Here is a 26,006-nt window from a genome sequence, read left to right as displayed (position 1 = left end):
ATACAAATTAAGTATGATACACTTTTTTACCATTTACCCAAGTCTCAATCACCTGAATATCTTTAATTCTTTTATAAGAAACCTTAAAAATATTATCGCTCAAAATAACAAAATCAGCTTTTTTGCCTGCTTTTAATTCTCCATTCTGTGAAAACCCACCAATTATGGCAGCCCATTTCGTGTATGCTAAAACAGCCTGATTGACAGTTATTCCCTCAGCTGCTGAAATTAACATTCCATTTGCCGCTTTTCGAGTAACTGCTGCATATATACTATAAAAAGGGCTATCAGGTTCAAACCATGGCGTACATGGTGCATCAGAACTTAAAGCCAATAAAATCTTAGCTTTGATTAATGAGTTTAACCGATATACAAGCTGCAACTGCTGAAAATTTAAATATTTACAATATGAATCACTCTCAGCAAATAAAAAAATAGGTTGTGTAACAACAGCATATTTCATTCTAGCGGTCTTTAACCGCTGAATCAGCTTATCGGTTAATAAGGTAGCGTGTTCAATTCTAATTGATGGGCGATCTTGTAACCAAGGTGCTAAATTTTCAGTACTCTCCAATACACAGTAAATTGCTGCATCCCCCATTGCATGAATTGCTAACTGCAAATGATGTTCTCGAGCAAAATCAACTCTTTTTTTCAAAGCTGCTTTGTCAAGAAAACAAATTCCTCGCTTACCATCTTGGTAAGGTTTTTTTGTAAAGGCTGTTTCTCCTGAAATACTGCCATCCATAAAAATTTTTATTCCGCAAATGTTAATTTGCGAAAATTGCTGTTCTAGCATTTTAAAATTACCCAATTCAGTTTCGTTATCCAAAATTTCATCATAAACATAATAAACGGCAATTTTGGGAACGAAGCCTCGCTTGATTGAATCTCTGTAAAGTTCAACTGTATCATAGGGCTTTTTCCGTCCCATCAACTCACCAATAGCTACAATTCCATTTTTTAAATAGTGATTACTGCTAGCCACCATGTTGGTAACATCCTGTGCATAACTTTGACTTGATTTGGCTTTAATCAACAATTGAGTTGCCGTAATCTCCTGCATAAATCCAGTTGGTTTTCCATTTTCAAATCGTTTAATCTTTCCACCTAATGGATCGGGTGTGTCCCTATCTATACCAGCTAACTCTAATGCCTTAGAATTTCCAACTGATGAATGACAATCAGAACGGTAAATAAAAATTGGTTGCTCAACTGAAACTTGATCTAAATCAATCACGTTAGGAGCTCGATGTTCAGCTAATTTAGTTTCGTCAAAGCCCCATCCTTCAATCCACTTTCCTTGATCACCATATTCTTTAGCTTGTTTTAATGCCCGTTGCATTTCAATTATACTGTTCACATTAGGCGGCGTGCAGGCTACTCCATGTAATGCATCGGCAATATATTTAGGATGTGTATGAACGTCAATCAATCCGGGCAAAACTGTTGCACTTTTTAAATCAATTATTTGATCAATATTTTCTACAAGGCGTTTCCAATTGTTACCCGTCCAAAAAATTCTATCATCTTCAATTATCATTGCTTTACAAAATTTTTGCTCATCTTCTCCGATAAAAATATTTCCATTTTTCAATAACGTTTTCATCCAAAAACCCCATTTTACATTATAAATTATAGATAATCCAAAGGCCATAAAAGCTTCCTAATAATAAAAGTCCGATCTCAATGACTTCAAATTTAGAAAATACAAAAGCCTCTTTCCTTTTTACCCAAAGATAGAAGAGCAATCCGGGCAAATAGGCAATAAAACATAAAAACAAATATTTTAAGCCAACAAAAATGATGATTGCACCTTCAAAAAAAACCGTCAGTAAACCAATAATTAAATTAATATATTTTTCTTTGCTAACTTTGTTTTTTAAAGCTGTTTTAATTTGAAAAAGTCCGACAAAAATATAACAGATTATTATCGAAGAAGTACATAATGAATAAGCCAAATTATATGCATCTGCTGCAAAATAAATTACCAACAAAAATATTTGACACATTATTCCTTCTATTATTAAAGAAAATGTTGGTGCTCCAAATTTATTTTTTTTATTAAATACAACCGGCAATAATTTTTTTTCTGCCATTAAACTAGTTGTCTCAGCTGGTAACATTGTCCAAGATAACCAAGCACCCAAAATTGAAATTATGATTCCTAAATTAATAAATGGTCCACCCCAGCTGCCAACCATTGATTTAAAGATATAAGCTCCAGATGGTTGTGCTAAATTTGATAAAGCAGCTCTTGATAAATAGCCATATGGTAGTACTGAAGCCAGTACATATAGTACCAACAGACAAAGCATCCCCAAAACAGTTGCTTTCCCTGCATCTGACTTATTTTTTGCACGTTTAGCCATGGTTGTTGCTCCTTCTATTCCAACAAACACCCATGCCATCGTCAGCATGCACCCTCTAACCTGTTTACCAATTAAATCTATGTTGTTTTTTTCAATTAATGAATTACTGTTTTGCCACAAATTACTCATAAATATAGAAAAGTTAAAATTTTCAATTCCTAATCCAATTAAACACAATAATGGTAATAATTTACAGCAAGTAATCAGAGTGTTTAAAATTGCCGCACTTTCAACTCCATGATTAACTAGTATTATCAATCCCCACAAAATAAGACTAGCTGTAATTATCGAAGTTAAATTTTGACCAGTTTGAAAAACAGGGAAAAAGAAACTAAAAGAACTCATCAAAATAACCGCAAATGCTACATTACCTAAGCAGGCTGACAACCAATATCCCCAGCCACAAAAAAATCCAATAAAGTTTCCAAATCCTGCTTGCCCATATGAAAAAATGCCTTCGAGTTCAGGCATTTTTACAGCTAAGTAATTTATCGATAAAGCCAACATAAGTGTTCCAAACCCGACAAACATCCAACCAATTATTACCGATCCAGCTGGTGCAGCTTTAGCTAAATTGATATTAATTGTAAAAATTCCGGATCCTAGTGCCGAGGTTATTACAATCGAAACTAAAGTAATTAACCCAATTTTTTCTGATGAATTGTGTATATGAGCTTTCATTAAATATCCTTTCGCCAAAAAGTCTGTAACACATTATCATTTTGTAAGAGCCGTTTGATTAAAAATTACTAGCAAAAATTCATTGTAGATCCGGATCAATATGAGTTTTGAATATGTTATTGATTGTTGTAGCATCACTAATATTTGAACTAATGATGATAATCGTATCATAACCAGCTATACTTCCGACTATTTCTATTAACTCCAATCCATCCAGAATTGCTGTCAATACATTGGCATAATTGGGACTCGTCCGAATAATATTCATAAATTGAATCTGTTGAATACTATAGACTGATATTTCAATGAATTGATATAACTTTTCGATTTCCTTTCGACGATCCATTCTTTCTTGGGTATAATATATTTTCCCCTGATCGTCGCTGCGCTTAACGATATTCAATTCACGAATATCTCGTGAAATAGTAGCTTGTGTCGATTCAATTCCATTTTCCTTAAGTAAGTTCAATAATTCATCTTGAGTAGAAACTTCATGCTGAACAATCAACAATTCAATTAGTTTTCTTCTTTTTTCTCTATTCAAAATAATCATTCCTCATTTATATTACTTTTTTTATTTTAAAAGGTGATTTTGCCAAGAAAGATTAAGCAAAGAGCCCAAACGGCACAAGCAATTATTATTCCAGCCACCAACAACTCTTGCTTTGAAAAAATCTTAGATTGGTGATTATCGTTTTTCTGCATAACATAAAAGAATGCGATTCCGGGTGCGAACAAAAGAGTTGTCAACAATAAATATTTCATTCCCGCAGCATATACTAACCAGCAAGCATAAATACTAGCAATTAATCCGATGACAATATTTGTCGTACGCCCTGCAGTAGTTTTTTCTTCTTCCAAAGAATACTTTAATTGGTAAAATCCTGAAAAAGCATATGGGATCAGAATTGCAGAACTTGCTAAAGAATAGAAAAAATTATATGCACTGTCTGATATTAAATACGTAAAAAAGAATAATTGGACTAGCACATTTGTCAGTAACAATGAATTAACTGGAGCTTGATGTTGATTTTCTTTCGCAAAGAATTTTGGAAATGTCCCATTTTTTGCAGCTTCATAAGGTAACTGACCAGCAAACATCGTCCATGATAACCAAGCACCCGCAACTGAAATTATTAATTCCAAATTAACTAGAACTGCACCCCATTTACCAACGACCGATTGCAACAAATAAGCCATTGCTGGTTGCCTCAAATTTGCTAATTCTGGTCGTGTCATTACCCCTAATGACAGCAAAGTAACAAGCATATAAATTAAAATAACGGTAACAATACCTAAAATAGTAGCTTTTCCAACATCTGATCTTTTTTTAGCCTTACCAGAAAAAAGGACTGCACCTTCAATCCCGATGAAAACCCAAACAGTTACCAGCATTGTACCTTTAACCTGAGACAAAACTGGTTTCAATTCAAAATGTTTTGATACAGTTCCCCAAAAATCAGTCGTGAAAACTCCAATTTTAAAAGAAATAAACATTACCACTAAAAAGATTCCGATTGGAATAAGTTTGGCGATAGTTAAAATTGTGTTTATAAATGATGCTGATTTCGTTCCTTGTAGTATTAAAAAGTGACATCCCCAAAGAATTAACGATGCAACAATAATTGAATAAATATTTTGTCCATCTTTAAAAATGGGCATAAAATATCCCACTGCACTCATTAACAAGGTTGCATAACCAACATTACCCAACCAGGCTGAAATCCAATATCCCCAAGCTGAATTGAATCCCATATATTTACCAAAACCTGCTTCAGCGTAGCTATAAATACCTGCATCTAAATCAGGACGTTTCATATTCAAATTTTGAAAACACAGCGCTAACATAACCATGCCAATAGCGGTAATAATCCAGCCTAAAATAATCGAACCTGCTGAGGCCGGTGTGGCCATATCACGCATCAAGTTAAAGATTCCACCACCAATAATTGAGCCAACAACTAATCCAACTAATTCAGTTAAACTCAGTTTGTTATCTTTCATAACTTCATCTCCTTAGCTTCAAATACCCTAAAAAATGGAAACCAAGTTTTCCTAAGCATTTTGCTTACACTAACCTGATTTCCATCCATCCAACCAATCTGCTTAGAAAATGGCCAAACTAATTACTAAGCAAGACTATGATGTGATTATTGTCCCCACTCCTTTTTCTAATAAATCTGTAACTCTATCTAAAGATGTAATTATTGCCTTACCTTGAGTTGCCTCAACAAATTCAATTGCTGCATTAATTTTTGGCAACATACTTCCAGCTGCAAATTGTTTTTCAGCAATATATTTTTTTAATTCGGCCACAGTTGTATTAGTCAATTTTTTTTGATCTGGTTGATTGAAATTCACAAATACATAATCAACCGCTGTCAAAATAATTAATTCATCTGCACCTATACTTTCAGCTAATTTTGCTGCTCCATAATCTTTATCAATCACAGCTTCTTGACCAATAATCTGATGATTTTTATTCTGCGATACTGGAATTCCACCGCCGCCAGCTGCAATTGGAACCATGCCGTTTTCAAGCATCATTGCAACTAAGGGGTATTCAACTACTTTTTCAGGAATTGGAGAAGGCACTACTCGCCGATATCCTCGACCAGCATCTTCAACAAAAACATAGTCAGGATTTTTTTCTTTGGCTTTTTGAGCTTCAATCTTGTCGTAAAAAGGACCAATTGGTTTTGTCGGTTTTTTAAACGCTGGGTCGTCAGCTGCAACTTGTGTTTGCGTTATCACAGTCGCTACTGTTTTTGAAATTCCTGCTTTTTGAAGAATTTCTCCTAAAGCTTTTTGCATCCAATACCCAATGCTGCCCTCAGTCATAGCTCCAATTGTGTCTAATGGCATGGCCGGATTCTTATCGCTACTTCCTGCCACTTGCTGCAATAACAAATTTCCAACTTGTGGTCCGTTACCATGTGTAATCACTAACTGATGACCCCGTTTAATAAATTCAGCTAAGACTTGAGCCGTTTTAAAAATCGCTTTTTGTTGAGATTCAGCACTAGCATCTTTCGACAAAATCGCGTTTCCGCCTAAGGCAACAACTATTTTTTTCATAAAATTATCCATCCTCTCATGGTTGATTTTTAGGCTTTTATTCTCCTAAAGTTGCCACCATGATGGCTTTGATAGTATGCATCCGGTTTTCAGCTTCTTGAAAGACTACTGACTGACTGCTTTCAAAGACTTCATCTGTAACTTCCATTTCAGAAATTCCGTATTTTTCAAAAATTTCTTTGCCGACTTCAGTGTCAATATTATGAAAGGCTGGCAAGCAGTGTTCAAAAATCGCGTGTGAATTATTAGTTAACCCCATCAATTTTTTGTCTATTTGATATGGTTGCAACAACTTTATTCTTTCTTCCCAAACACTGTCAGCTTCTCCCATTGAGACCCAAACGTCTCCATAAATTACATCCATATCAGCTACACCCGCAGCCAGATCATTAAATACTTTAATTTCTGCTCCTGTTTCAGCTGCAACTTTCTCAACTTTTTCAAGCAACTCTTTTTCTGGATTTAATTCTTTCGGACAAACGACATGATAAGTCATTCCCATTTTGGCTGCGCCAATCATAAGAGCATTTGAAACATTATCTTGACCATCACCGACAAAGGCAAATTTAATATCCTTATATTCTTTCTTTAGGACTTCTTTTGCAGTTAGAAAATCAGCTAAAACTTGTGTTGGATGGTCCTCATCAGTCAAGCCATTCCAAACAGGAACACCGGAATACTTAGCTAAAGTTTCAACCGTTCGTTGTGAAAAACCGCGGTATTCAATTCCATCAAACATTCCTCCGAGAACTCTAGCGGTATCCTTTACTGATTCCTTATGTCCCATATGACTTCCTGAAGGTCCTAGGTAAGTAACATGTGCTCCTTGATCATAAGCAGCAACTTCAAAAGAGCAGCGAGTCCTAGTAGAACTTTTTTCAAAAATTAATGCAATATTTTTTCCTTTTAACTTAGGTTGTTCAGTCCCTGCATATTTTGCTTTCTTTAAATCTTCAGCTAAATTAAGCAAGTACTCCATTTGACGAGGTGTGTAATCCATGAGTGTCAAATAACTTTTGTTTCGAACATTGAACATTTTATTTTTCTCCTCTTTATTTATTTAAATCTTCACGAACTATTGGCATAGACATACATCTTGGACCCCCACGGCCACGTGAAAGTTCACTTGATAAGACTTCATGTACCTTTAAACCATGCTTGCGTAAAATCTCATTTGATACATAATTACGGTTATAGGTAACTACCTCTCCAGGGGCAATTGCCAATGTATTTGAACCATCGTTCCACTGTTCACGAGGTGCCACGATGGGATCTCCATTTCCGGTTGGAATTAAGTCTAGGTCATCTAGATTAAGCGCAGTTTTTAAAACTTGTTTTAAATCACGCTGATGTTCAATAGAAATTCCATCTTTGGTAGGATGCAAGATCCAACTATCTACCTGACCATCTTTAGTTAAAATTGCTGGATGTACTGTAAATTGATCATAATTAATCATGGTAAAAACAGTATCCAAATGCATCATCGCATGATTGTGAGGGATCTTAATTGCAATGACTGTATCGTATCCAGAAGCATTCTCAAATAAGCTTCCAGCAATGTCTTGAATCGCTTCAGCAGAAGTCCGTTGAGAAACTCCGATCGCTAAGACATGGTTGCTCAAGACAAGTTCATCCCCACCTTCAATTCGCGTATTATGATTTCGATTTCGCCAAACATGTACACCCTGATTAGCAAAGCGTTTATGATAAGCAATAATATATTCCATAAACAAAGACTCTCTTCGTCGAGCAGCAAAAGTCATGTGATTAATGCTCAATCCAGTACCAATTGAAGCTGCTGGATCACGTGTAAAATATAAATTAGGCATTGGATCCATTAAAAATGGATAGTCACTGTCTTCCGATGCTTCCCTCAAATCAAATGATTTTAATTGGACATCTTCTTTTCTGATTCCTTCCATAATACGTTGAACCATGGTTAATGAATCCAGCGAATCAAGGTATTCTTTTAAAGCCGTGGCAGTTTTACCAGTTTGAAAACCTGATTCTGAAATCATTCTTTCAAGAAACTCTTGGCGAACTTTTTCTTCTTCTAAAGCTTCAGCAACTAAGTCATCAAGATATAAAACTTCTGTCCCATTTTCTTTAAGAACTCTAGCAAAATCATCATGTTCTTTTTGAGCAATCGGTAAATAAGGAATATCATCGAACAACAAGCGTGGCATTGTATCTGGAGTAATGTTTTCAACTTCTTTTCCGGGACGCTTCAAGATAACTGCTTTCAACTTACCGATTTCGGATTTTACATTAATTGGACCTGACATAAAAAATCACCTTCCTGTATATTTTTTATTACATCATCATATTACCTTTAGTTGAAATCGCTATCAATCCTTATTTTTAAAGGATTTTGCACACTTTTAGAAAAGTATTTATGCAAATGTATATTCACAGTTTTTTATTCAATATTCGTTTTAAAAAAGAAATTTATAAAAAAAATGAATAGAAAATGTATAAATTTTTTTCTAGGAAAAATTAGTGAACAATTAGAATCAGTACTTTTTATAATTTGAATTTAATAACCAAAAAGAGCGAGAAAACAAAATGTTTTCTCGCTCTTCTTGGTTATTATTTTTTTATTTATTACTTCACGTTAAAACCCCAACTAGCAAAAATATCAATTATCACTAAGATTGACAACATACTAAGATGAAAGAATTTATGATTCATCAAAATGGCAATATACTCGCGTAAAAATGCATTTGGAATAAAAAATTTACTAGTTTTTGCGCCAATACCATCAATATCTAGTCCGACATAACGAGCATAACCTGCAGCCCGAAAAGTATGATAGTCACTAGTGGCAAATAAGCCAGCCTTTAAATCAATTTGCTTTTCCTCCAAAATTTGTTTTGAAAATAACATATTTTGATAAGTGTTTTTGGATTTGGTTTCAGCGATCAAAGTAAAGTCTTGCATACCATGAGCTAAACCATAATCTTTCATTGCTTGACCTTCAGGTAATTTTTCATCCGGACCTTGACCACCAGAAAAAATAATTAGTGGTCGCAATCCATTTTTTTGAAATTGCTGTTCTCCGAACTCCTTAGCTTTCATAATTCTAGAAGCTAGTAAAGGTGATACTCGACTGCCCCCTATCAGACCTGAACCTAGCACAATAATATATTTTTTGTCCCACCGCGGCCGAAATAACCGAGTAATTAAAAACGAGGTAATGAAATTTCCCAACCAAAAAACAAAATAAAAAACAACAATTCCAATTAAACCAAATAACAATGAAGTTACATAAGGTGAAAGAAAACTTCTTACTACCCGGGAAAATAATGGACTCAAAATTAAACAAATTCCAATAATCAAGGTTAACATATTTCCTAATGAATGACTTTCCTTACGCCAAACAATTGCTGCATTCCATAACAGCAAAAAGCCCATTGAAAAATATAGTAATGCTAACGGTACAATAATTATTACTGCTGCAATTATCAAAGCTCTTTCTAAAAAATAGATTTGACTGTACATAATAGTAAAAGAAACTGCTACCCCTAAAAGTAGTAGGGCACTATTTCCTAAAACCCCATTCAATAAACGAAATTTGTTTTTTTTCAAACTAAATATCAACATCCCACAGCTCAAGCAAAAAAATAACCAACTAATGATAACCATCCAGGTTCCGATATTAAAATGCATTTATCCTGCTCCTATCGTTTAACATTTTCCTTTTAAGAGTACCATTTTTTTAAGAGTTTTCTAGCTAAAAACTGCTTGATTATTAAATTTCCATTAATTAAATTCCTAGTCCAGTTAAGTTCTTTAACGTTTAACTAAGATTAACTAATTTATGTTTCAAAATTATTACAAAGCATATATAATGGAAAAAGCTTGTAAAAGCAATTTTTTTAAAAGGGGAATTTATTATTGAAAGAATTGGCACGATATCATCCGATAATTTCCTTTATCGGTAAAACCTTATTTTATTTTGCTGTGTTACTAATCTTAATTTATTTGTATGGTTATTACGGAGCTGGACAAGAACCATTTATTTATAATGAATTCTAGCTTCTTTTAGAGGGGGATTTTCGATGACCGAAAATTTAATATCCAAGCTAACGGCAGCACTTGAAAAAAATTCAGGGCATACTGCCTATGACGAACTTGGCAAACAACACACCTATCAAGAGTTGGAAGCAAATGTTCAATCTTTAGCTGGATTTTTAGAAAAAAGCCAACCAGACCATCGTCCGATTCTGGTTTTTGGTGATCATCAATTTGAAATGATTGCAACATTTTTAGGATGTGCTTTTGCAGGACATCCATACATTCCCGTAGACTCATCTTCGAGCCTACCGAGAATTAAATCAATTTTGGCTACCGCTGATCCAAAAACGGTTATCTTAATTGATGATTTTCCATTTGACATTGCTGCTCTAGCAGACCGAGAAATCATCAATCTTGAACAATTACAAGAAATTTTTAATGAGCAGCATCGCTATAAACAGTTGACTGTACCGGAAACAACACCTTTTTATATCTTGTTTACTTCCGGCACAACTGGTTCACCTAAGGGAGTTCCGATTAGTCATCAAAACATTAACTTGTTTATCACTTGGTTACTAGGCCCTGAATTTGGTATTCCTGAGCAGCCAAACTTTTTAGGACAGGTACCGTATTCCTTTGATGTTTCTAATATGTATTGGTTAAGCTCAGTTTTACGTGGTGGTACAATTAAAGCTTTGCCGCGGGAAGCAGTCAATGATTTCAGCTCGCTGTTCAGCATCTTACCACAATTAGATTTTCAAGTTTTTGTTGGAACACCTTCATTAGCTGAAATGTTTTGCCTTTCACCTGAGTTTAAGGCGGAAAAGAAACCGAATCTCCAACTATTTTTACTTTGTGGTGAAGAGTTAACTGTCAAGCTAGCAAAAAAATTAACCAAGCGCTTCCCAGATGCTCGAATCTTTAATACTTATGGTCCAACTGAAGCTACGGTAGCCGTTAGTGCTTGGGAAGTTGATAAATCTCAACTTTCAGAACTTAAACGTATCCCATTGGGAACAGCTGAACCCCAAGTCGATCTATCAATCTGGAGTGATGGGCTACCGGTTAAGCAAGGCGACATCGGTGAAATTATTATTAGTGGTCCTTGTGTTTCTAGTGGCTATTTAAATAATCCAGCCAAAACTAAAGCAGCTTTCTTCGAACTCGATGGTCAACCAGCGTATCATACTGGTGATTTAGGTCACTATGGACCAGATGGTTTACTTTACTATCATGGACGTTGTGATTTTCAAATTAAATTGCATGGTTTCCGCATTGAGTTGGATGAAGTTCGTGCTTCATTAGAAAAATGCTCTTACATCAAACAAGCGGTTGCGGTTCCTAAGTATGACCGCAATCAACGTCCAAAACATTTAGTCGCTTATATTATTGCTAACCCCAATAATTTCAAAACAGAAACTGAGCTGATTCAAGGCATTCGTCAGGAATTACAAGGTGTAATTATGCCGTATATGATGCCGACTGAATTTGTTTTTCGTGATCAATTGCCCTTATCACCCAATGGTAAAATTGATGTTAAGCAGTTAATCAAGGAGGCAAATTCTTGATTGATATTCTTAACAGCCTCCCGAATTTAAAAGTTTACGGGACGCCAATTTATTTTATCTACTTATTGTTGGCAATCACGCCTTTGGTAATCAGCCTGTATTTTGGAAAACGACTAGTTAAATATGAAGTCTTAGTGAACATTGTATTCATTTATTTGATGTTTGATGCCAGCAGTTGGCCGCAACTGATTGCATTGATTGCTTTCCTTGCTTGGCAAACAATTTTAGTATTAATTTACTTCAAATATCGAAAAAAAGCTAATAACAACTTAGTCTTCTATCTCTGGACACTTTTGTTATTGATCCCAATAATTATTGTCAAGGTTACTCCAGCAGTTTCGGGCAAAAATTCGCTTATTGGGTTCTTAGGAATCAGTTATTTAACTTTCCGAGCTGTAGGAACTTTGATTGAGATCCGTGATGGAGCTATTAAAGAATTTAACACGGGACATTTTATTCGCTTTATGGCATTCATGCCGGCCATTACTTCGGGACCAATTGATCGTTTTCGGCGTTTTGAAAAAGACTATCAAAAAGTTCCTGACCGACAAGAATATCTTGGTATGGTTGATAAAGCCGTACATTACTTGTTCTTAGGATTTTTGTATAAATTTGTCCTTTCCTATTTTTTGGGCTCACGTTTACTACCAATGCTTGAAGCTAAAGCTATGTTTTACAGTCCGCATTTCACTTGGTACCTAGTAGGCGTCATGTATGTCTATGGCTTGTATCTTTTCTTTGATTTTGCTGGCTATTCATTATTTGCAGTTGCCATCAGTTATTTGATGGGTGTCAAAACGCCAATGAACTTCAATAAACCGTTCTTATCAAAGAACATTAAAGAGTTCTGGAATCGTTGGCATATGACTTTGTCGTTTTGGTTCCGTGATTATATCTTTATGCGTTTTGTTTTTACCGCTACTCGCCATAAATGGATTAAAAACCGCAACACCTTGTCTTCACTGGCCTACCTTCTAAATATGTTTGTGATGGGCTGTTGGCATGGCTTGACTTGGTATTACATTCTTTATGGATTGATGCATGGCTTGGGGCTAATCATCAATGATTGGTGGCTACGTTTAAAGAAGAAACACTTGAAATGGTTACCACATAATAAATTTACTGAATTTATTGCGATTGTAATCACCTTCAATTTTGTCATGTTAAGCTTCCTGCTTTTCTCCGGTTTTTTAAATCGGTTTTGGTTTGGCGGGAAATTTTAAAAAATAAAAAGAAAGTAGTGAATTTTAATGGATGATATTAAAAACAAAGTAATTGAAGTTTTAGCCGATGTAACTTCTACTGATGAAGAAACAGTTAAGGGATGGGATGGCCAAGACCTTTTTGGTAACGGATTCCTTGATTCAATGGGAACTGTTGAGTTGTTAGTTCAACTTCAAGATGAGCTTGATATTGAAGTTCCTGTTTCAGAATTTGATCGTTCACAATGGGATACCTTAGACAAAATCTGTGATCAAATAAGGAAGTTACAAAAGTGAAAAAAAATTACCGACTGTGGCCGATTTTCGGTCCAATCATAATTGCCGTTTTAATGCTGATTGGCCTTTTCTTATTACCGTTAAATTTCAAAGTTTCTTCGCAAACTTTGAAAGAGGCTGCTGTTTCGCTTGATACAGCAACTTTTAAAAATCAATTTTTAAAAAAGCAAGCCTTGGATAACAAAACTACTCATTATGTTCCGTTTTTTGGTTCTAGTGAATTAGAACGGATGGATCGTTTTCATCCTTCTGTAATGGCTGCCAGATATCATAATTATCGACCTTTTCTTTTAGGGAAAAAGGGTGCGCAATCGTTGCCACAAGTTTTATCGATGGAAACAATTATGCCCCAACTTAAAAACCGAAAAGCAGTCTTTATTATTTCACCACAGTGGTTTGTTAAACAAGGGATCTCTCCAGCGGCCTTTAAATATTACAATGGCGACCTAGCAGATTTAACTTGGCTGCAACATGCTGATCCAAACTCTGCTTATGATCGTTACTTCGCTCGCCGGTTAGTTCAGCTTCTCGGTGCTAACGACCGCGTTGGTCAAATGGCTCATGAGATTGCTACCGGTCATAAGTTAACTTGGGTAAATTATCAAACAATTGCAATTCAACGTAAATTTTTAATTCACGAAGACCAGTTATTCTCACGTTTTCGTCCGAATGAAAATTACGAAAAACGTATTGCTCCTAAAATCGATCGTCTACCTGCTAAGTATAATTATCAAGACCTAAAAAGCTTAGCTCGTAGTGATGCCAAACAACAAACTACCAATAATCAATTTGGTATTTTAAATAGTTTTTATGCTAGTCGAGTTAAATCAAAAAAAGCGATGTTAAAAAACGCGGAAAAAAACTTTGACTATTTGAAATCACCTGAGTATTCAGATTTCGAGTTAGTTTTAAAACAGTTTGCTAAGCAGCATACCCAGGTTTTATTTATGATTCAACCTATAAACAGTAAATGGGCTAATTACACTGGACTGGACATGAAGATGTATTACCAATCTGTCCGTAAAATTAAGTATCAATTGCATCAGCAAGGCTTTAACAACATTGCCGATTACTCGCATCAAGGGAACACTCCCTACTTTATGGAAGATACTATTCATATTGGTTGGGTCGGTTGGGTTAAATTTGATAAACGCGTTGCCAATTTTATGGCTCAAAAAAACCAAAAAACAAATTATCACTTACAACAGAAATTCTTAAACAAAAATTGGCAACAACTTGAACCAACTGAACAAAACCTCAAGGCATTCTCCCATGAATAATTGAGTCTTGCTTAAAGGAAGTAACTGAATGAAAAAATTTTATGCAGTTTTAATGACAACTATCTTATTGGGATTGATGGGGTTTGTTTTAGTCGGTGGGTTTTTTAAGTATAAAAATAGTGTGAGAGCTGGGCAAGAAAAGCCCGTAACTTCAAAGCATCTTCAACAATTGACGTATACTCGTGATGGCATTAAATTTGTTAATCATGAACCCGCTGAAAAAGTTGATTCTTTACCTAGCGTTGAGAAAACTGCGATACAAAAACAACTCGACAAAAATAAGTTTAGTGGTACCTGCTTGTTAGTTAAAAATGGTAAAATTATCTACTTACAAGCTTTTGGCAATGCCAACAACACCACCGGAAAATTGAATCAAATTAATTCTGTTTATCCAATTAATTCGATTCAAAAAGGATTAACGGCTTATTTAATAATGCAGCTAATTCAAGAACATCGGTTGAATTTTACTGATAAAATCGGTAAGTTCTACCCTAAAATTCCCGGCGGACAAACTGTTACCATTCGAGATATGTTAAATATGTGTTCTGGTTACCAATTACCAAAACAAATGAATTATTTAGCTTCCGATGAAGGCGTCTTGAAGTATAATTTGAGCCATCTCAAATATAGCAGCCAACAACTAGGAAAATTTAATTACCAAGAGGTTAACTATACTCTTTTAGCTGGTGTGGTAACCAAACTAACTGGAACAAGTTACGAGAAACTGATCAAACAAAAAATAATTGATAAGTTGAACTTAACAAATACTGGTTTTATGTATCTCAATAATCCCCAGCAACCGATTGGTTATAACTTTAATAATAATCAATGGCAAGCTCAAAAGATTAAGCAATACGAAATTTCGCGAGAATTTGGTGCTAGTAATATTTATATGAGTGTTTGGGATCTGTATCAATCACTTGCAGCGTTACGTAATGGAACTTTACTTTCGAGTCAAAGTAAAGCTGAACTATATCAAACTACTTCAAAAGATCCTTACGTAGCTGGTATGTACCCGTTAACCCAATTTAACCGAATACATGGAATTGGGTTTGGCTTTGAAAGTAGTGTCGCAATGAGCTCAAGTGGACAAGATGCTGTTGTCTTATTGACTAACCACTGGAATTCCAAAGCAGCGATTCAAACAACCCTTACTAGTCAGCTATATCAAATTATTAATCCTGCTTAATTGATAGAAAATATCAAAAACTGATCTTAAAAGCTTAACGACATTACGTTTGCTTTTAGGATCAGTTTTTTAATGATTAGTTATAAATTTTTTTAAAAACTTCCGAAACAGTTTTAACTACTTTTGGATCAAGTACATTGGGAACTATTTTATTTTTAGAAGGATCCTTTACTAGTCCAGCAATCGCTTGAGCAATTTTTTCTTCAAGTTCGAAAGTTATTTTTTTAATTCCTTGTTCAAGTAATCCTTTAAACATTCCTGGAAAAACCAAAATATTATTAATTTGATTAGGATATTCACTAGACCCAGTTGCGATAATAGCCGCTCCCGCCTCAACTGCAGTTTTAGGCATAATTTCTGGAATTGGGTTGGCTAGCGCAAAAATAATTGGCCTAGAGTTCATCATTTTTATCATTTCTGAATTCAATATTTCTCCAACCGAAACGCCAATAAATACATCTTGGCCTTTTATTGCATCTATTAATGATTCACCGGATACAGCTCTTTTTGTTCCGCTCGCTGCCTCAAGTTGCCATTTGTTTGCAGTAATTGTTTGTGAAGTAATCACCCCTTGTTGATCAAGTAGCGTTAGGTTTTCAAATCCTACCGCATGCAATAATTTGGCAATTGCTACTCCAGCAGCCCCTACTCCATTAATTAAAATATACATCTTCTTCAACTCTTTACCACAAACCTTAGCAGCATTAATTAAGCCTGCTAACACCACAATTGCTGTTCCCTCTTGGTCATCATGATAAACCGGTATATCTAACTCACGCTGCAGCCTTTCTTCAATTTCAAAACAGCGAGGAGCTGCTATGTCCTCCAAATGAATTCCAGCAAAACTATCACTAATATTCTTAATTGTTGCAACGGTTTCTAAGACGTTAGTTTGCTTAATTCCCAATGGTAAAGCATTAATCCCCGCTAAATCTTTATAAATTAGCGCCTTTGCTTCAACAACTGGCAACCCAGAAATTGGGCCGATATTTCCTAAACCTAAAACCGCCGTTCCATCTGTAATTACTGCAACTAATTTTCCACTCATCGTATAGTTATTCTTGGTTTCAGGAAATTCTTTAATTATTTCTGCTAAGATTGCTACTCCAGGTGTATATGCCAAGCTTAAATCTTTTCGATTTTCAATTTTCAAATCCGCTTTAATTTCTAGAACACCAATATTTTGTTGATGAGATTTTAAAACTTTTAATTGCTCATTATTTAACTGCTTCATCAAAATTCCCTCTTAATTATTTTTCTTGGTGTAACGCTTTATTACCTGTATTTTTGGTAAAAATTTCAAACATTCTCCAAAGGAGCATCAAAATCAATGGCGATAATAATGCTACATAAATATCACTGATTCCGAATGGATCTCCTAATAAAAACCAAGCTGTGGAAATAAATGTTGTCCCAACTAATGCAATATTTGCTCCTTTAGTATCACTGAAAGCTGGCAGGTAAAAAGCCACAACTGCTACAATCGTGATTGACACTCGTAACGCCTTTGTGAAAAATGATAATGCAAGAATTTGCGGTGTAGCAAATGCAAAAACTAATGGTGTAAAACCAACAACCAAAGAAATAATTCGCGTAACTTTTAGTTGTTTTTCTGGTGTTGGCTTCCAATGTGGTACATAAAAATCATCTACAATTAAAGAAACAATCCCTAACGCAACCGCGCTAACCCCGATAAAGACTGATGCTAGTAGTCCTGTTGCTACCAAAGCAGATAACCAAACATTAATGTGACGCAAAAATATTGTAAGCGCATACAAATTATTGATTTTAGGAAAAAGATATCGCGCGCATATTCCAATTACAGCTACCATCAGTCCAAGTGGAAATGCTAACAAGGCGGCAATAAAAGAAGCTTTTCGTGCCTCATGACTATTTCGAGAAGATGAAATTGCCTGGACAATAAACTGTGTTGAAAATATTGCCCCTGTAATTGTTATTATCCAGCCAATAATTGTAGCTAATCCTACATGCCCTGTTGCTGAGAAATAATACGCTGGCAAAGCCGCTTTAATTGGAGCAATTCCCTTGGTCATCATCAAAGCAGCAATGAAAACAACTATGATCCCAACATATTTTAAAAAAGTATGAATAACTGTGACATAGGCTACACTTTTCATCCCACCTATGCAAAAGTAAAATGTACTGATAACCCCAATAATAATCATCGCCAACGGCAATTTCAACTGTAAAATTTCTGACAAAATACTTGCTCCACTGATATAATTATTAACATTTACCAACAGCAGAGCATAAATCATAATAATCGAAACAATTATTTTAGTTGATTTACCATACTTTTGCTCAATTGCATGTGAAATTGTAAAACCACCTGTTTTGTAAAGTTTGTCCGCAAATAAAAGACCGTACAAAATGAAACCAACTACTGCAGCTAAAATCGACCAAGCGGCAGCAAATCCTGATGTAAATGCTGTTTGCGCGGCACCAATAGTTGACATTGCCCCAATAAACTCTGACATTAGGAGCACTGCTACAACAAAAGTCGGCAAATTTTTATTTCCCGTCATAAATTCATTGTTAGAATGACCACTCCATCTTAAACTCAAATAACCTGTAAAAATGATATAGACTATTGCGACACCTATAATTATTAAAACTGCTTGAGAACTTAAAAGTGACATAATTGACTGCCTCCTTTTTCCCTAAAAAAAAGACAGCATAAAAGTAATCAAAATCAAATTAGTTTTATGCTATCCATTTCAAATATCAACTTATTAAATTACTATTTTACCAATAGATCGACTTTTCCTACTTGACTATCACGAATACCTTTAGCTACCCAGTCTTTTTCTTCTTGGCTCAAAGGTAAGACTGGCTTACGCATCAAGGCATTTGAGAAGATTCCGCGTTGTACTAAAGCTTCTTTCAAACGAGCATGCGCTTCTCCTGAAGGCTGACCGCCACCGTAAATTGCTTGTGCCATTGGGTAGATTAAATCATCATAATGATGAATATCTTCCATATTTCCATGATCATATGCCTTCCAAGCAGCTGTAATCAGTTCTGGAATACAACCGGCAAATCCAATAATAGCTCCATCCATTCCTGGAAACATTGAGCTTAACAATGTCTCATCATGGCAAGTCAATAAAACTGTTTCTGGGGATTTGTCACGTAATACCCGAATATCATGTTCATAGATTGGTTCAACTCGTGTCCCCATTTTGACTCCTTTAACATGTGGGATTTCTGTGCACATTTTTAGTAAGGTATCAATTGGATAAAAGGCTTTAGTTGTCGCTGGATAAAGATGAATAATAATATCAATGTCAGCACCATCAGCAACATCCTTAATATATTCAAACGGTGCTCGCGGATTCATTCCAAATCTTAACCACATATGTGGTGGCATCAATAAGATTCCATCTGCACCAGCTTCTTTAGCGTCACGTGCCATTTCAATAGCACCTTCTGTGCTCTCACTGTTAACTCCAGAAACAATTGTTAATTTGTCACCAGCTTCTTCATTAACTATTTCAACAACTCTTTTTCTTTCTTCTCGACTTAAAGCGGTGATTTCACCGGTATGTCCGTTGCAGACAACTCCATCAATTCCATCAATTGAAGCAATCCAATTGATGTACTTTCTGAACTCGGGCTCATTAATTGTATAATCTTCATTAAAAGGTACAGCTATAGCAGGAAAAATTGTCTTGAATGTTTTATTTTTTGACATAATTATTCACTCTCCTTAAATTTAACAAGTTTCTCTCAAAATCAATTTTACAGAATAAATTTTATGTTCTGTTTCTATTTGTTTCTCGGCGATATTCTTAAATAGCAAATTTAAAGCACTAATACCAATTTGTTTTAAGGGCAATTCAATCGAACTAAGTGTTGTCTCTAAATACCTACCAATTGAATATCCCGTTAAACTGATAATTTTAATTTCTTCAGGTATTTGATAATGCTGCTTTTTTAGTTGTCGAATTGCTCCCATTCCCATCGTATCGGTAGCGACCAATAACCCATCAAGTTTTTTGGCTTGCTGAATTAAACTTAGCGTTGATTCATAACCAAATTGATAATATTGAGATTTCAATGTAGGTAAATTACAAATATATTCTTGCAATCCTGCTTGCCTAATTTGTTCTTGATATCCCACCAAACGTCTTTCATAAGGGAAAAGATTCTTGGGACCATTCAACAGACCAATTTTTTTACATCCTTGTTTAATTAAACAACTAGTTGCGACTGTTGCAGCCTGCTTATAATCCGCTCCAACGCTACTAAGAGTTTTATCTTGTGCTCGCATCAATTGAATTATTGGTAAACCACCAACTGCAATATCTCTCAACAATCGATTGTTAGCCCCTGTGCCAACAATAATTATTCCATCGACAAAACTATCTCGTAATCGCTGTAGTCCAGCTTTTTCATTTGAAATATCATTATTAGTGATGCATAAGATAACTTGATATCCATTCTTAACAGCATTTTTTTCAATGATACAAGCAAGATCATTGTAAATTGTTAACTGCATATCCGGAACTACTAACCCAATCGTTTTTCGTTTACCCTTTCGCAAACCTTTTTCAATTAAATTTGGATGATAACTTAATTGCGAAACAGCTTCGAGAATTCTTAACTTAGTATCCGGATGTACATACGAAGTATTGTTAATAGCTCGCGATACAGTACTGACATCCACATTAGCCAATTTGGCAACATCTTTAAGTGTAATCAAGAGAAGGCCTCCTCATGTAAAAAACACCATGTGTAGAAACAAAATTACTTTAAGAACTCATTTGTTTTTACACTTTGTATTGTATTACTTATCACAATCTTTTTAAATAGAGTAAGCGCTTTCTGCAAATTGTTGCAGAAAAAAGTATTTAAAAACGTTAAGTTTACATTACCTCAGTTTTCTTAAAAGACCATTGTATCAGCATTTAAAAGCCGTTTTGTTATGAAACAAGTTTCAAAAAAACTGTTAAGCATTTTTTGCTTGTGATTTTGTTAATTTGTAAAAATTAAAAATTAACTTCTAATTTGTTTTTTTAAAAATTTTTCTTTTCAGCAAGCACTCTCAATGATTATAATGAGATAATCATCTCATTTTGGAGGACAAATCAAATGAAGAAAATCTTAATTTTGCATACAGGTGGCACAATTGCTATGTCACAAAATAATGATGGCGCAGTTGTTCCAAATTCAAATAACCCACTTGATGCATTTCAAAATCCTTTTCACGGAAAACTAGACTTAATAACAGAAGATCTCTTTAACCTACCTTCACCGCACATTGGGCCAAAAGAAATGCTGTTAATTCAACAACGAATTATGCAAGCTGTGGCAGATGGTATTGACGGTATTGTTGTAACTCATGGGACAGATACTTTAGAAGAAACAGCTTATTTTCTAGACTTAACTGTTCCAAATGATTTACCAGTTGTAATTACTGGTGCTATGCGCTCGGCTAATGAAATCGGTTCAGATGGTCTGCATAATTTTCAAACTGCTATTCAAACTGCTGCTAGTGATCAAGCCAAGGGAAAAGGTGTCTTAGTTGTCATGAATGATGAAATTCATACTGCACGTTATGTAACAAAAACGCATACAACGAATGTAGCGACTTTTCGAACCCCCACTTTTGGTCCAATTGGCTTAGTTACTAAAAACGGAGCTCATTTTTTTGAAAAATTACTATTACAAAGCTGTCATCCGATTGATCATGTAATTAAACATGTTTACTTAATTAAAGCATATGCTGGAATGGATCCAGAACTTCTGGGAATGTTAGCTAATTCAGCAACCAATGGCGTTGTAATTGAAGCATTAGGAGCCGGAAATTTACCACCTACTGTTTTGCCGGAGTTAAAAAAAATCTTAGACCGAAAAATTCCTGTTGTCCTAGTTTCTCGCTGTTTTAACGGAATTGCCCAAGATGTTTATGGTTACGATGGTGGTGGAATCCAGCTAAATAATTTAGGTGTTACTTTTTGTCATGGACTAAATGGGCAAAAAGCACGGATAAAGTTATTAGTTGGTCTGAGTTATGGTCTTAAAGGCAAATCGTTAACTGATTTTGTCAGTGACGCTGTATCTTAAAGTCGTTTGGCCTACTAGACTATCTAATAAAACAACACCAACTAAATATTTTATAATTTTTCAGTTTAAAAAAACCGTATTCCTCAATAGTGGAATGCGGTTTTTATCATTCAGAAAACTTCTAATGAAATTAAAGCTTCATTTGCTATTAAACTTTTCTTAATCCGATATTATTTGGAATTGCTTAGCTAATTTTTTTTGCAATTGATCAGCTATTTTATTTAAATCAGCAATATGTCCGGTGAATTCTTCCATGGTTGCTAAAACTTCCTCGGAATTAGCTGAAACTTCTTCGGTTCCCGCAGAGTTTTCTTCGGTTGACGCTGAAATATTCTCCAAATTTTCCAAAACCTTATTTTGAATCATAACTATTTTCTGACTTGATTTGGTCAATTTACGAATTTCTGTAATCATTAACTCACTGCGTTTGGAAACTTCTTGAGAAGATTCAATTGATTTTACAATTAAATCTGTTTGCTTCTGACCTCCTGCTAACGAATCTGTCGTTTGTTTAACCATTTGTTGTGACTGAGTGCGAATCTTATCGATCAATTCTTCAATTTCTTTTGTTGAACTTTTACTTTGTTCCGATAATTTGCGAATTTCAGCAGCAACCACTGCAAAACCTTTTCCCGCTTCTCCGGCACTAGCAGCCTCAATTGAAGCATTCAATGCCAACAAATTGGTTTGATGAGAAATCCCATTAATAACATTAACAATTTTTCCAATATTTTGAATATTAGCATTAGTTGCACTCATATTCTGAGTCAACTGCTGCATTTTACTCAATTCATGGTGCCAATTATCTTTCACTTCGTTAGCAACTAAAATATTGCTTTGATTGAACTTCGAAGATTCCTCTGATTTTTCATTGATGCTGACGACATTATCCCGCATATCTTTTACTATTACTGATAAGCTTTGTAGCTGTGCAACACTTTTTTGGGTTTCTTCAGCTTGACTGCTTGTCACATTAGCTATTCCAGTGATAGTCTGGGCTACTTCATCAGTGGCCTTACTTGTTTGTTTGGACAACCCCAGTAAAGAAACCGACATTTCGGATACCTTATTACCTTCTTGCTGAATACCATTAACTAATTCGCTGATTGAATTAATCATTTCATTATAATGGGCTGTTAATCGTTGAATCTCACTTCCATTCCGATCAGCAATAACCGCTCTTATAACAAATTTATCAACTGCAGTTTCATTTTTAATTGATTTCGTCGATATTTTTTGAAATTTACCTAAACCTACTTTTTCAAGCGATGATACAAAAACATTAATTATTCGTTTGACCAACATGGTGATTGAACTTGCCATTAAGATAATCAAAATCACCATAACAATTGCTACTACAATTGATATTTTTACAATCGCTGATAACTCCGGTTTAATTTCATCTTTTTGAGTTTGGGCTAATCCAATCGTTGAGCTATTAAGGTTTTTTCGATAATAAACTCGTTGAATCGCCGTATCATGTTTTGGCAAAAAATTACCTTTGATTGAATTTGCTAATTTAGCTTTCTTAAAAATAACCCTTTTAGAAATATTCTTGCCAATTAACTTTTTATTTTTCGAAGCAACTACTACCCCATCAGTCGAGACAAGCATTGCATTCCCCGTTCGACCAATTTGTAATTTAGTCAAATCCTGCTGAACTGCATTGTATGAAATATTGAATGATAGTACACCTAAATGTCCTTTAGAATCACGAACTGCTTTAGAAACGCTCATAACATATTGGCCACTGTTAGCATCAACAAACGGAGCTGACCAAAAAATTTCGTCTTGATGGGTAACCGCTCCTTGATACCAAGGACGTGATGTTGGCTTAAAGTTTGCTGGTAACTTTTTGCTATTCGCCACAAACTGATTATCTGATGTAGCAAAAATTGCATTCTTAATAGTACCGTTTTCAGTCTCAGCAGCAGAAATAACTGCTGCAATTTGTTTTAAGTTAAACTCACCTTTAAATGCTGGTTGTTCCAAAATTCCAGTCAAACCCTTTTCAGCAGATTTATGTAAAGATAATTGGCTGTGATCAACCGTAGCAACTGCCGCTGCTTTATCACGATTGCTGCGGTCAATTAACATTTCTTTGGTGCTTAAAAAGTTGCTCGTCAACATAACAATAATGGGAATAACTGCTACTAAAATTAATAAACTTGCAATAGGTTTGCCAATACTCTTTCTTTTTGCCAATAATATCAACTTCTCTTTCTGTATTTATTGTAACTAATCTAAAAAGTTAGTTACAATAAATAAGTATCGGACACTAGCATTCTTTTTTAAGCCAAAAACAAAAAGATAATTAAATACTCAGTTAAATATTATCTGTAATTACTAAAATACTCGTTGATAATTAAAATTTAATAGTCTGTTTTTGGCAAGAATAAGTTTCAAAAAAGTTATTTTATTAATTAGATTCTCTGCTTTACTTATCTTTCTTAGCAATAGTTATCCTTAATTGATTTTAATCATTTATTAATCTATGATTAATGTCACATAAAGGAACAGAAAAATTTTTGCTTAAAGTAAAAATTTTTCTCACAATCACAAGGGGAGAACAAGTATGAAATTGGGGAAAAAATTTGGATTAGGGATTGTTGTTGCAAGTTGTCTTTTATTAGCAGCTTGTGGAAAATCTGCCTCTAGCTCGGCCGGAAACTTAGCTGACAAACAGGTTATTAATTGGGATGAGCCATCTGAACTACCAACTATGAATATCTCAACGGCTACCGACACAATCAGTTTTGACATGCTGAATAATACTGGTGAGGGTTTGTATCGCATCGGCAAAAAGAGCAAAATTGAACCGGGAATTGCTAAAACAACCAAGGTTTCAAACAATGGGTTGAAATATACCTTTACACTTCGAAAAAATGCTAAATGGAGTAATGGTGACCAAGTAACTGCTAAAGACTTTGTTTATTCCTGGCAACGAACAGTCAAACCAGCAACTGGGGCAGAATATTCATACTTGTTTGATGGTATCAAAAATGCTGATGCCATTGTAGCTGGTAAAAAGTCTGCTAATACTTTAGGTATAAAAGCCGAGGGCAACTATAAGTTAGTAATCACCTTAGAAAAACACGTTCCTTATTTCAAGTTACTAATGGGATTTCCTGTCTTTTTTCCACAAAACAAAGCAACCGTTGAAAAGTATGGCAGTAAGTATGGCACTGCTTCAAAATATTCTGTCTATAATGGTCCCTATGTTATGAAAGGATGGACTGGTTCCAACTTAACTTGGAGTCTCCGGAAAAACAAAGACTATTGGGATAAGAAAGCCGTTAAACTCAGTCAGATTAACTTTGCCGTTAATAAGAGTACTTCTACCAGTTACAATCTCTATCAAAGTGGCAAGTTAGATGAAACATTGTTAGGAGCTGAACAGGCAAAACAACTATCAAATTCAAAAGACTTCACACCACGAAAAGAGTCAAGAATCAGTTACTTGGAATATAACCAAACACAAAAAGAGTTCCAGAATAAAAAAATTCGTGAAGCTATTTCACTAGCAATCAACCGAACTCAATTAGTCAAAAAAGTTCTAGGAGATGGTTCAACAACTGCTCCCGGAATTGTTTCTAGCGGATTAGCCTCTTATCAAGGTAAAGATTTTGCAACAGCTGCTAAAACATCAGCTGGTATCAGCTATAATAAGCAAAAAGCTCAAAAACTCTGGCAAGAAGGATTAAAAGAACTGGGAGTCAAAAAATTTGATTTCACGCTTCTAGCTGATGATACCGATAGTGCCAAAAATGTTTCCGAGTACATCCAAAGCCAGTTAGAAGAAAACTTGCCAGGAATTAATGTATCTGTCGAAAATGTTCCTTTCAAAACTCGTTTAACTCGAGCGGAAAATGGAAACTTCCAAGTCGTCTTATCAGGTTGGGGCGCCGATTTTAGCGATCCAATTACCTTTTTACAATTGTTCACCTCAGGGAATTCATATAATGATGGCAAATGGAAAAACAGCCAGTACGATAAGTTGATTGATGCATCTGGAACCACTAATGCAACTAATGGAAGTAAACGTTGGCAAAATATGATCGATGCAGCAAAAATTTTGATGCAAGATCAAGGTGTTGCTCCACTTTACCAACAAACACAAGCAACTTTAGTTAAACCAAAAGTTAAAGGCGTTATTTATAACTCAGCTGGTGTCAGTTATAATTTCAAAGATGCTTATGTTACAAAATAAGTAATGTTTAACACCACAAAAA

21 protein-coding genes are annotated in these 26,006 nt (G+C 34.9%); 8 read left to right on the top strand and 13 right to left on the bottom strand.

Annotated features, from left to right (window positions below):
- Window positions 1-7: 7 nt before the first annotated feature.
- From G6O73_RS00515 to G6O73_RS00480, 8 genes are all read right to left on the bottom strand, one after another.
- Window positions 8-1,609 (bottom strand): amidohydrolase, encoded by a 1,602-nt coding sequence (locus tag G6O73_RS00515; RefSeq protein WP_057884799.1) that lies wholly within the window; start codon window positions 1,607-1,609, stop codon window positions 8-10.
- A gap of 19 nt (window positions 1,610-1,628) precedes the next feature.
- Window positions 1,629-3,053 carry a basic amino acid/polyamine antiporter gene (locus tag G6O73_RS00510; protein ID WP_057884739.1) on the bottom strand — a complete coding sequence of 475 codons (1,425 nt, stop codon included), beginning with the start codon at window positions 3,051-3,053 and terminating at the stop codon, window positions 1,629-1,631.
- A gap of 79 nt (window positions 3,054-3,132) precedes the next feature.
- Window positions 3,133-3,597, bottom strand: a complete 465-nt coding sequence (locus tag G6O73_RS00505; RefSeq protein ID WP_057884738.1) for an arginine repressor — start codon at window positions 3,595-3,597, stop codon at window positions 3,133-3,135.
- Window positions 3,598-3,632: 35 nt separating this feature from the next.
- The gene (arcD, locus tag G6O73_RS00500; protein ID WP_057884737.1) at window positions 3,633-5,057 is read right to left on the bottom strand and encodes an arginine-ornithine antiporter; all 1,425 of its coding nucleotides are present in this window, start codon (window positions 5,055-5,057) and stop codon (window positions 3,633-3,635) included.
- 135 nt (window positions 5,058-5,192) lie between these two features.
- Window positions 5,193-6,131 (bottom strand): carbamate kinase, encoded by a 939-nt coding sequence (arcC, locus tag G6O73_RS00495; protein ID WP_415592799.1) that lies wholly within the window; start codon window positions 6,129-6,131, stop codon window positions 5,193-5,195.
- A 37-nt stretch (window positions 6,132-6,168) separates the two neighbouring features.
- Window positions 6,169-7,167: an ornithine carbamoyltransferase gene (gene argF / locus G6O73_RS00490; protein ID WP_057884735.1), complete on the bottom strand. Its 999-nt coding sequence runs from the start codon at window positions 7,165-7,167 to the stop codon at window positions 6,169-6,171.
- A gap of 16 nt (window positions 7,168-7,183) precedes the next feature.
- Entirely contained in the window at window positions 7,184-8,416 is a 1,233-nt protein-coding gene (gene arcA, locus G6O73_RS00485; protein ID WP_057884734.1) for an arginine deiminase, read from the bottom strand.
- Window positions 8,417-8,735: 319 nt separating this feature from the next.
- Complete coding sequence (locus tag G6O73_RS00480) at window positions 8,736-9,800, bottom strand: YdcF family protein (protein ID WP_057884733.1); 1,065 nt, start codon at window positions 9,798-9,800, stop codon at window positions 8,736-8,738.
- 237 nt (window positions 9,801-10,037) lie between these two features.
- Here G6O73_RS00480 and G6O73_RS00475 point away from each other — a divergent pair, with 237 nt between their 5' ends.
- Genes G6O73_RS00475 through G6O73_RS00450 form a run of 6 tightly spaced genes read left to right on the top strand, consistent with a single transcriptional unit; the run spans window position 10,038 to window position 15,684 of the window.
- Entirely contained in the window at window positions 10,038-10,169 is a 132-nt protein-coding gene (locus G6O73_RS00475) for a teichoic acid D-Ala incorporation-associated protein DltX (RefSeq protein WP_390624798.1), read from the top strand.
- 23 nt (window positions 10,170-10,192) lie between these two features.
- Window positions 10,193-11,716, top strand: coding sequence for a D-alanine--poly(phosphoribitol) ligase subunit DltA (dltA, locus tag G6O73_RS00470; protein WP_057884731.1), 1,524 nt, complete (start codon window positions 10,193-10,195; stop codon window positions 11,714-11,716).
- Entirely contained in the window at window positions 11,713-12,939 is a 1,227-nt protein-coding gene (gene dltB / locus G6O73_RS00465; RefSeq protein WP_057884730.1) for a D-alanyl-lipoteichoic acid biosynthesis protein DltB, read from the top strand. The genes dltA and dltB overlap by 4 nt, the downstream gene beginning before the upstream one ends.
- A gap of 27 nt (window positions 12,940-12,966) precedes the next feature.
- Window positions 12,967-13,215: a D-alanine--poly(phosphoribitol) ligase subunit DltC gene (gene dltC / locus G6O73_RS00460; RefSeq protein ID WP_057884729.1), complete on the top strand. Its 249-nt coding sequence runs from the start codon at window positions 12,967-12,969 to the stop codon at window positions 13,213-13,215.
- On the top strand, window positions 13,212-14,495 hold the full coding sequence (gene dltD / locus G6O73_RS00455; RefSeq protein WP_057884728.1) for a D-alanyl-lipoteichoic acid biosynthesis protein DltD: 1,284 nt from the start codon (window positions 13,212-13,214) through the stop codon (window positions 14,493-14,495). Before dltC ends, dltD begins: the two co-directional genes overlap by 4 nt.
- Window positions 14,496-14,523: 28 nt before the next feature.
- Entirely contained in the window at window positions 14,524-15,684 is a 1,161-nt protein-coding gene (locus G6O73_RS00450) for a serine hydrolase domain-containing protein (protein ID WP_057884727.1), read from the top strand.
- 76 nt (window positions 15,685-15,760) lie between these two features.
- Here the strand turns inward: G6O73_RS00450 and G6O73_RS00445 are convergent, their stop codons facing one another.
- From G6O73_RS00445 to G6O73_RS00430, 4 genes are all read right to left on the bottom strand, one after another.
- Complete coding sequence (locus G6O73_RS00445; protein WP_057884726.1) at window positions 15,761-16,918, bottom strand: NAD(P)-dependent malic enzyme; 1,158 nt, start codon at window positions 16,916-16,918, stop codon at window positions 15,761-15,763.
- Between the two features lie 16 nt (window positions 16,919-16,934).
- The gene (locus G6O73_RS00440) at window positions 16,935-18,344 is read right to left on the bottom strand and encodes a sodium:solute symporter family protein (RefSeq protein ID WP_057884725.1); all 1,410 of its coding nucleotides are present in this window, start codon (window positions 18,342-18,344) and stop codon (window positions 16,935-16,937) included.
- A gap of 101 nt (window positions 18,345-18,445) precedes the next feature.
- The gene (locus G6O73_RS00435) at window positions 18,446-19,399 is read right to left on the bottom strand and encodes a dihydrodipicolinate synthase family protein (protein WP_057884724.1); all 954 of its coding nucleotides are present in this window, start codon (window positions 19,397-19,399) and stop codon (window positions 18,446-18,448) included.
- A gap of 21 nt (window positions 19,400-19,420) precedes the next feature.
- Window positions 19,421-20,410, bottom strand: coding sequence for a LacI family DNA-binding transcriptional regulator (locus G6O73_RS00430; protein WP_057884723.1), 990 nt, complete (start codon window positions 20,408-20,410; stop codon window positions 19,421-19,423).
- A gap of 389 nt (window positions 20,411-20,799) precedes the next feature.
- Here G6O73_RS00430 and G6O73_RS00425 point away from each other — a divergent pair, with 389 nt between their 5' ends.
- A complete protein-coding gene (locus G6O73_RS00425; RefSeq protein WP_057884722.1) occupies window positions 20,800-21,774 on the top strand; it encodes an asparaginase in 975 nt (324 codons plus the stop codon).
- A 159-nt stretch (window positions 21,775-21,933) separates the two neighbouring features.
- Here G6O73_RS00425 and G6O73_RS00420 read toward each other — a convergent pair whose 3' ends face one another.
- Window positions 21,934-23,979, bottom strand: a complete 2,046-nt coding sequence (locus G6O73_RS00420) for a methyl-accepting chemotaxis protein (protein WP_057884721.1) — start codon at window positions 23,977-23,979, stop codon at window positions 21,934-21,936.
- 370 nt (window positions 23,980-24,349) lie between these two features.
- Here G6O73_RS00420 and G6O73_RS00415 point away from each other — a divergent pair, with 370 nt between their 5' ends.
- Window positions 24,350-25,984, top strand: coding sequence for a peptide ABC transporter substrate-binding protein (locus G6O73_RS00415; RefSeq protein WP_057884720.1), 1,635 nt, complete (start codon window positions 24,350-24,352; stop codon window positions 25,982-25,984).
- The last annotated feature ends 22 nt before the right edge of the window (window positions 25,985-26,006 follow it).

Origin of the sequence: Liquorilactobacillus nagelii DSM 13675 (genome assembly GCF_019444005.1) — a bacterium.
GTDB lineage: Bacteria > Bacillota > Bacilli > Lactobacillales > Lactobacillaceae > Liquorilactobacillus > Liquorilactobacillus nagelii.
This window is presented reverse-complemented; position numbering and strand designations above follow the sequence as displayed.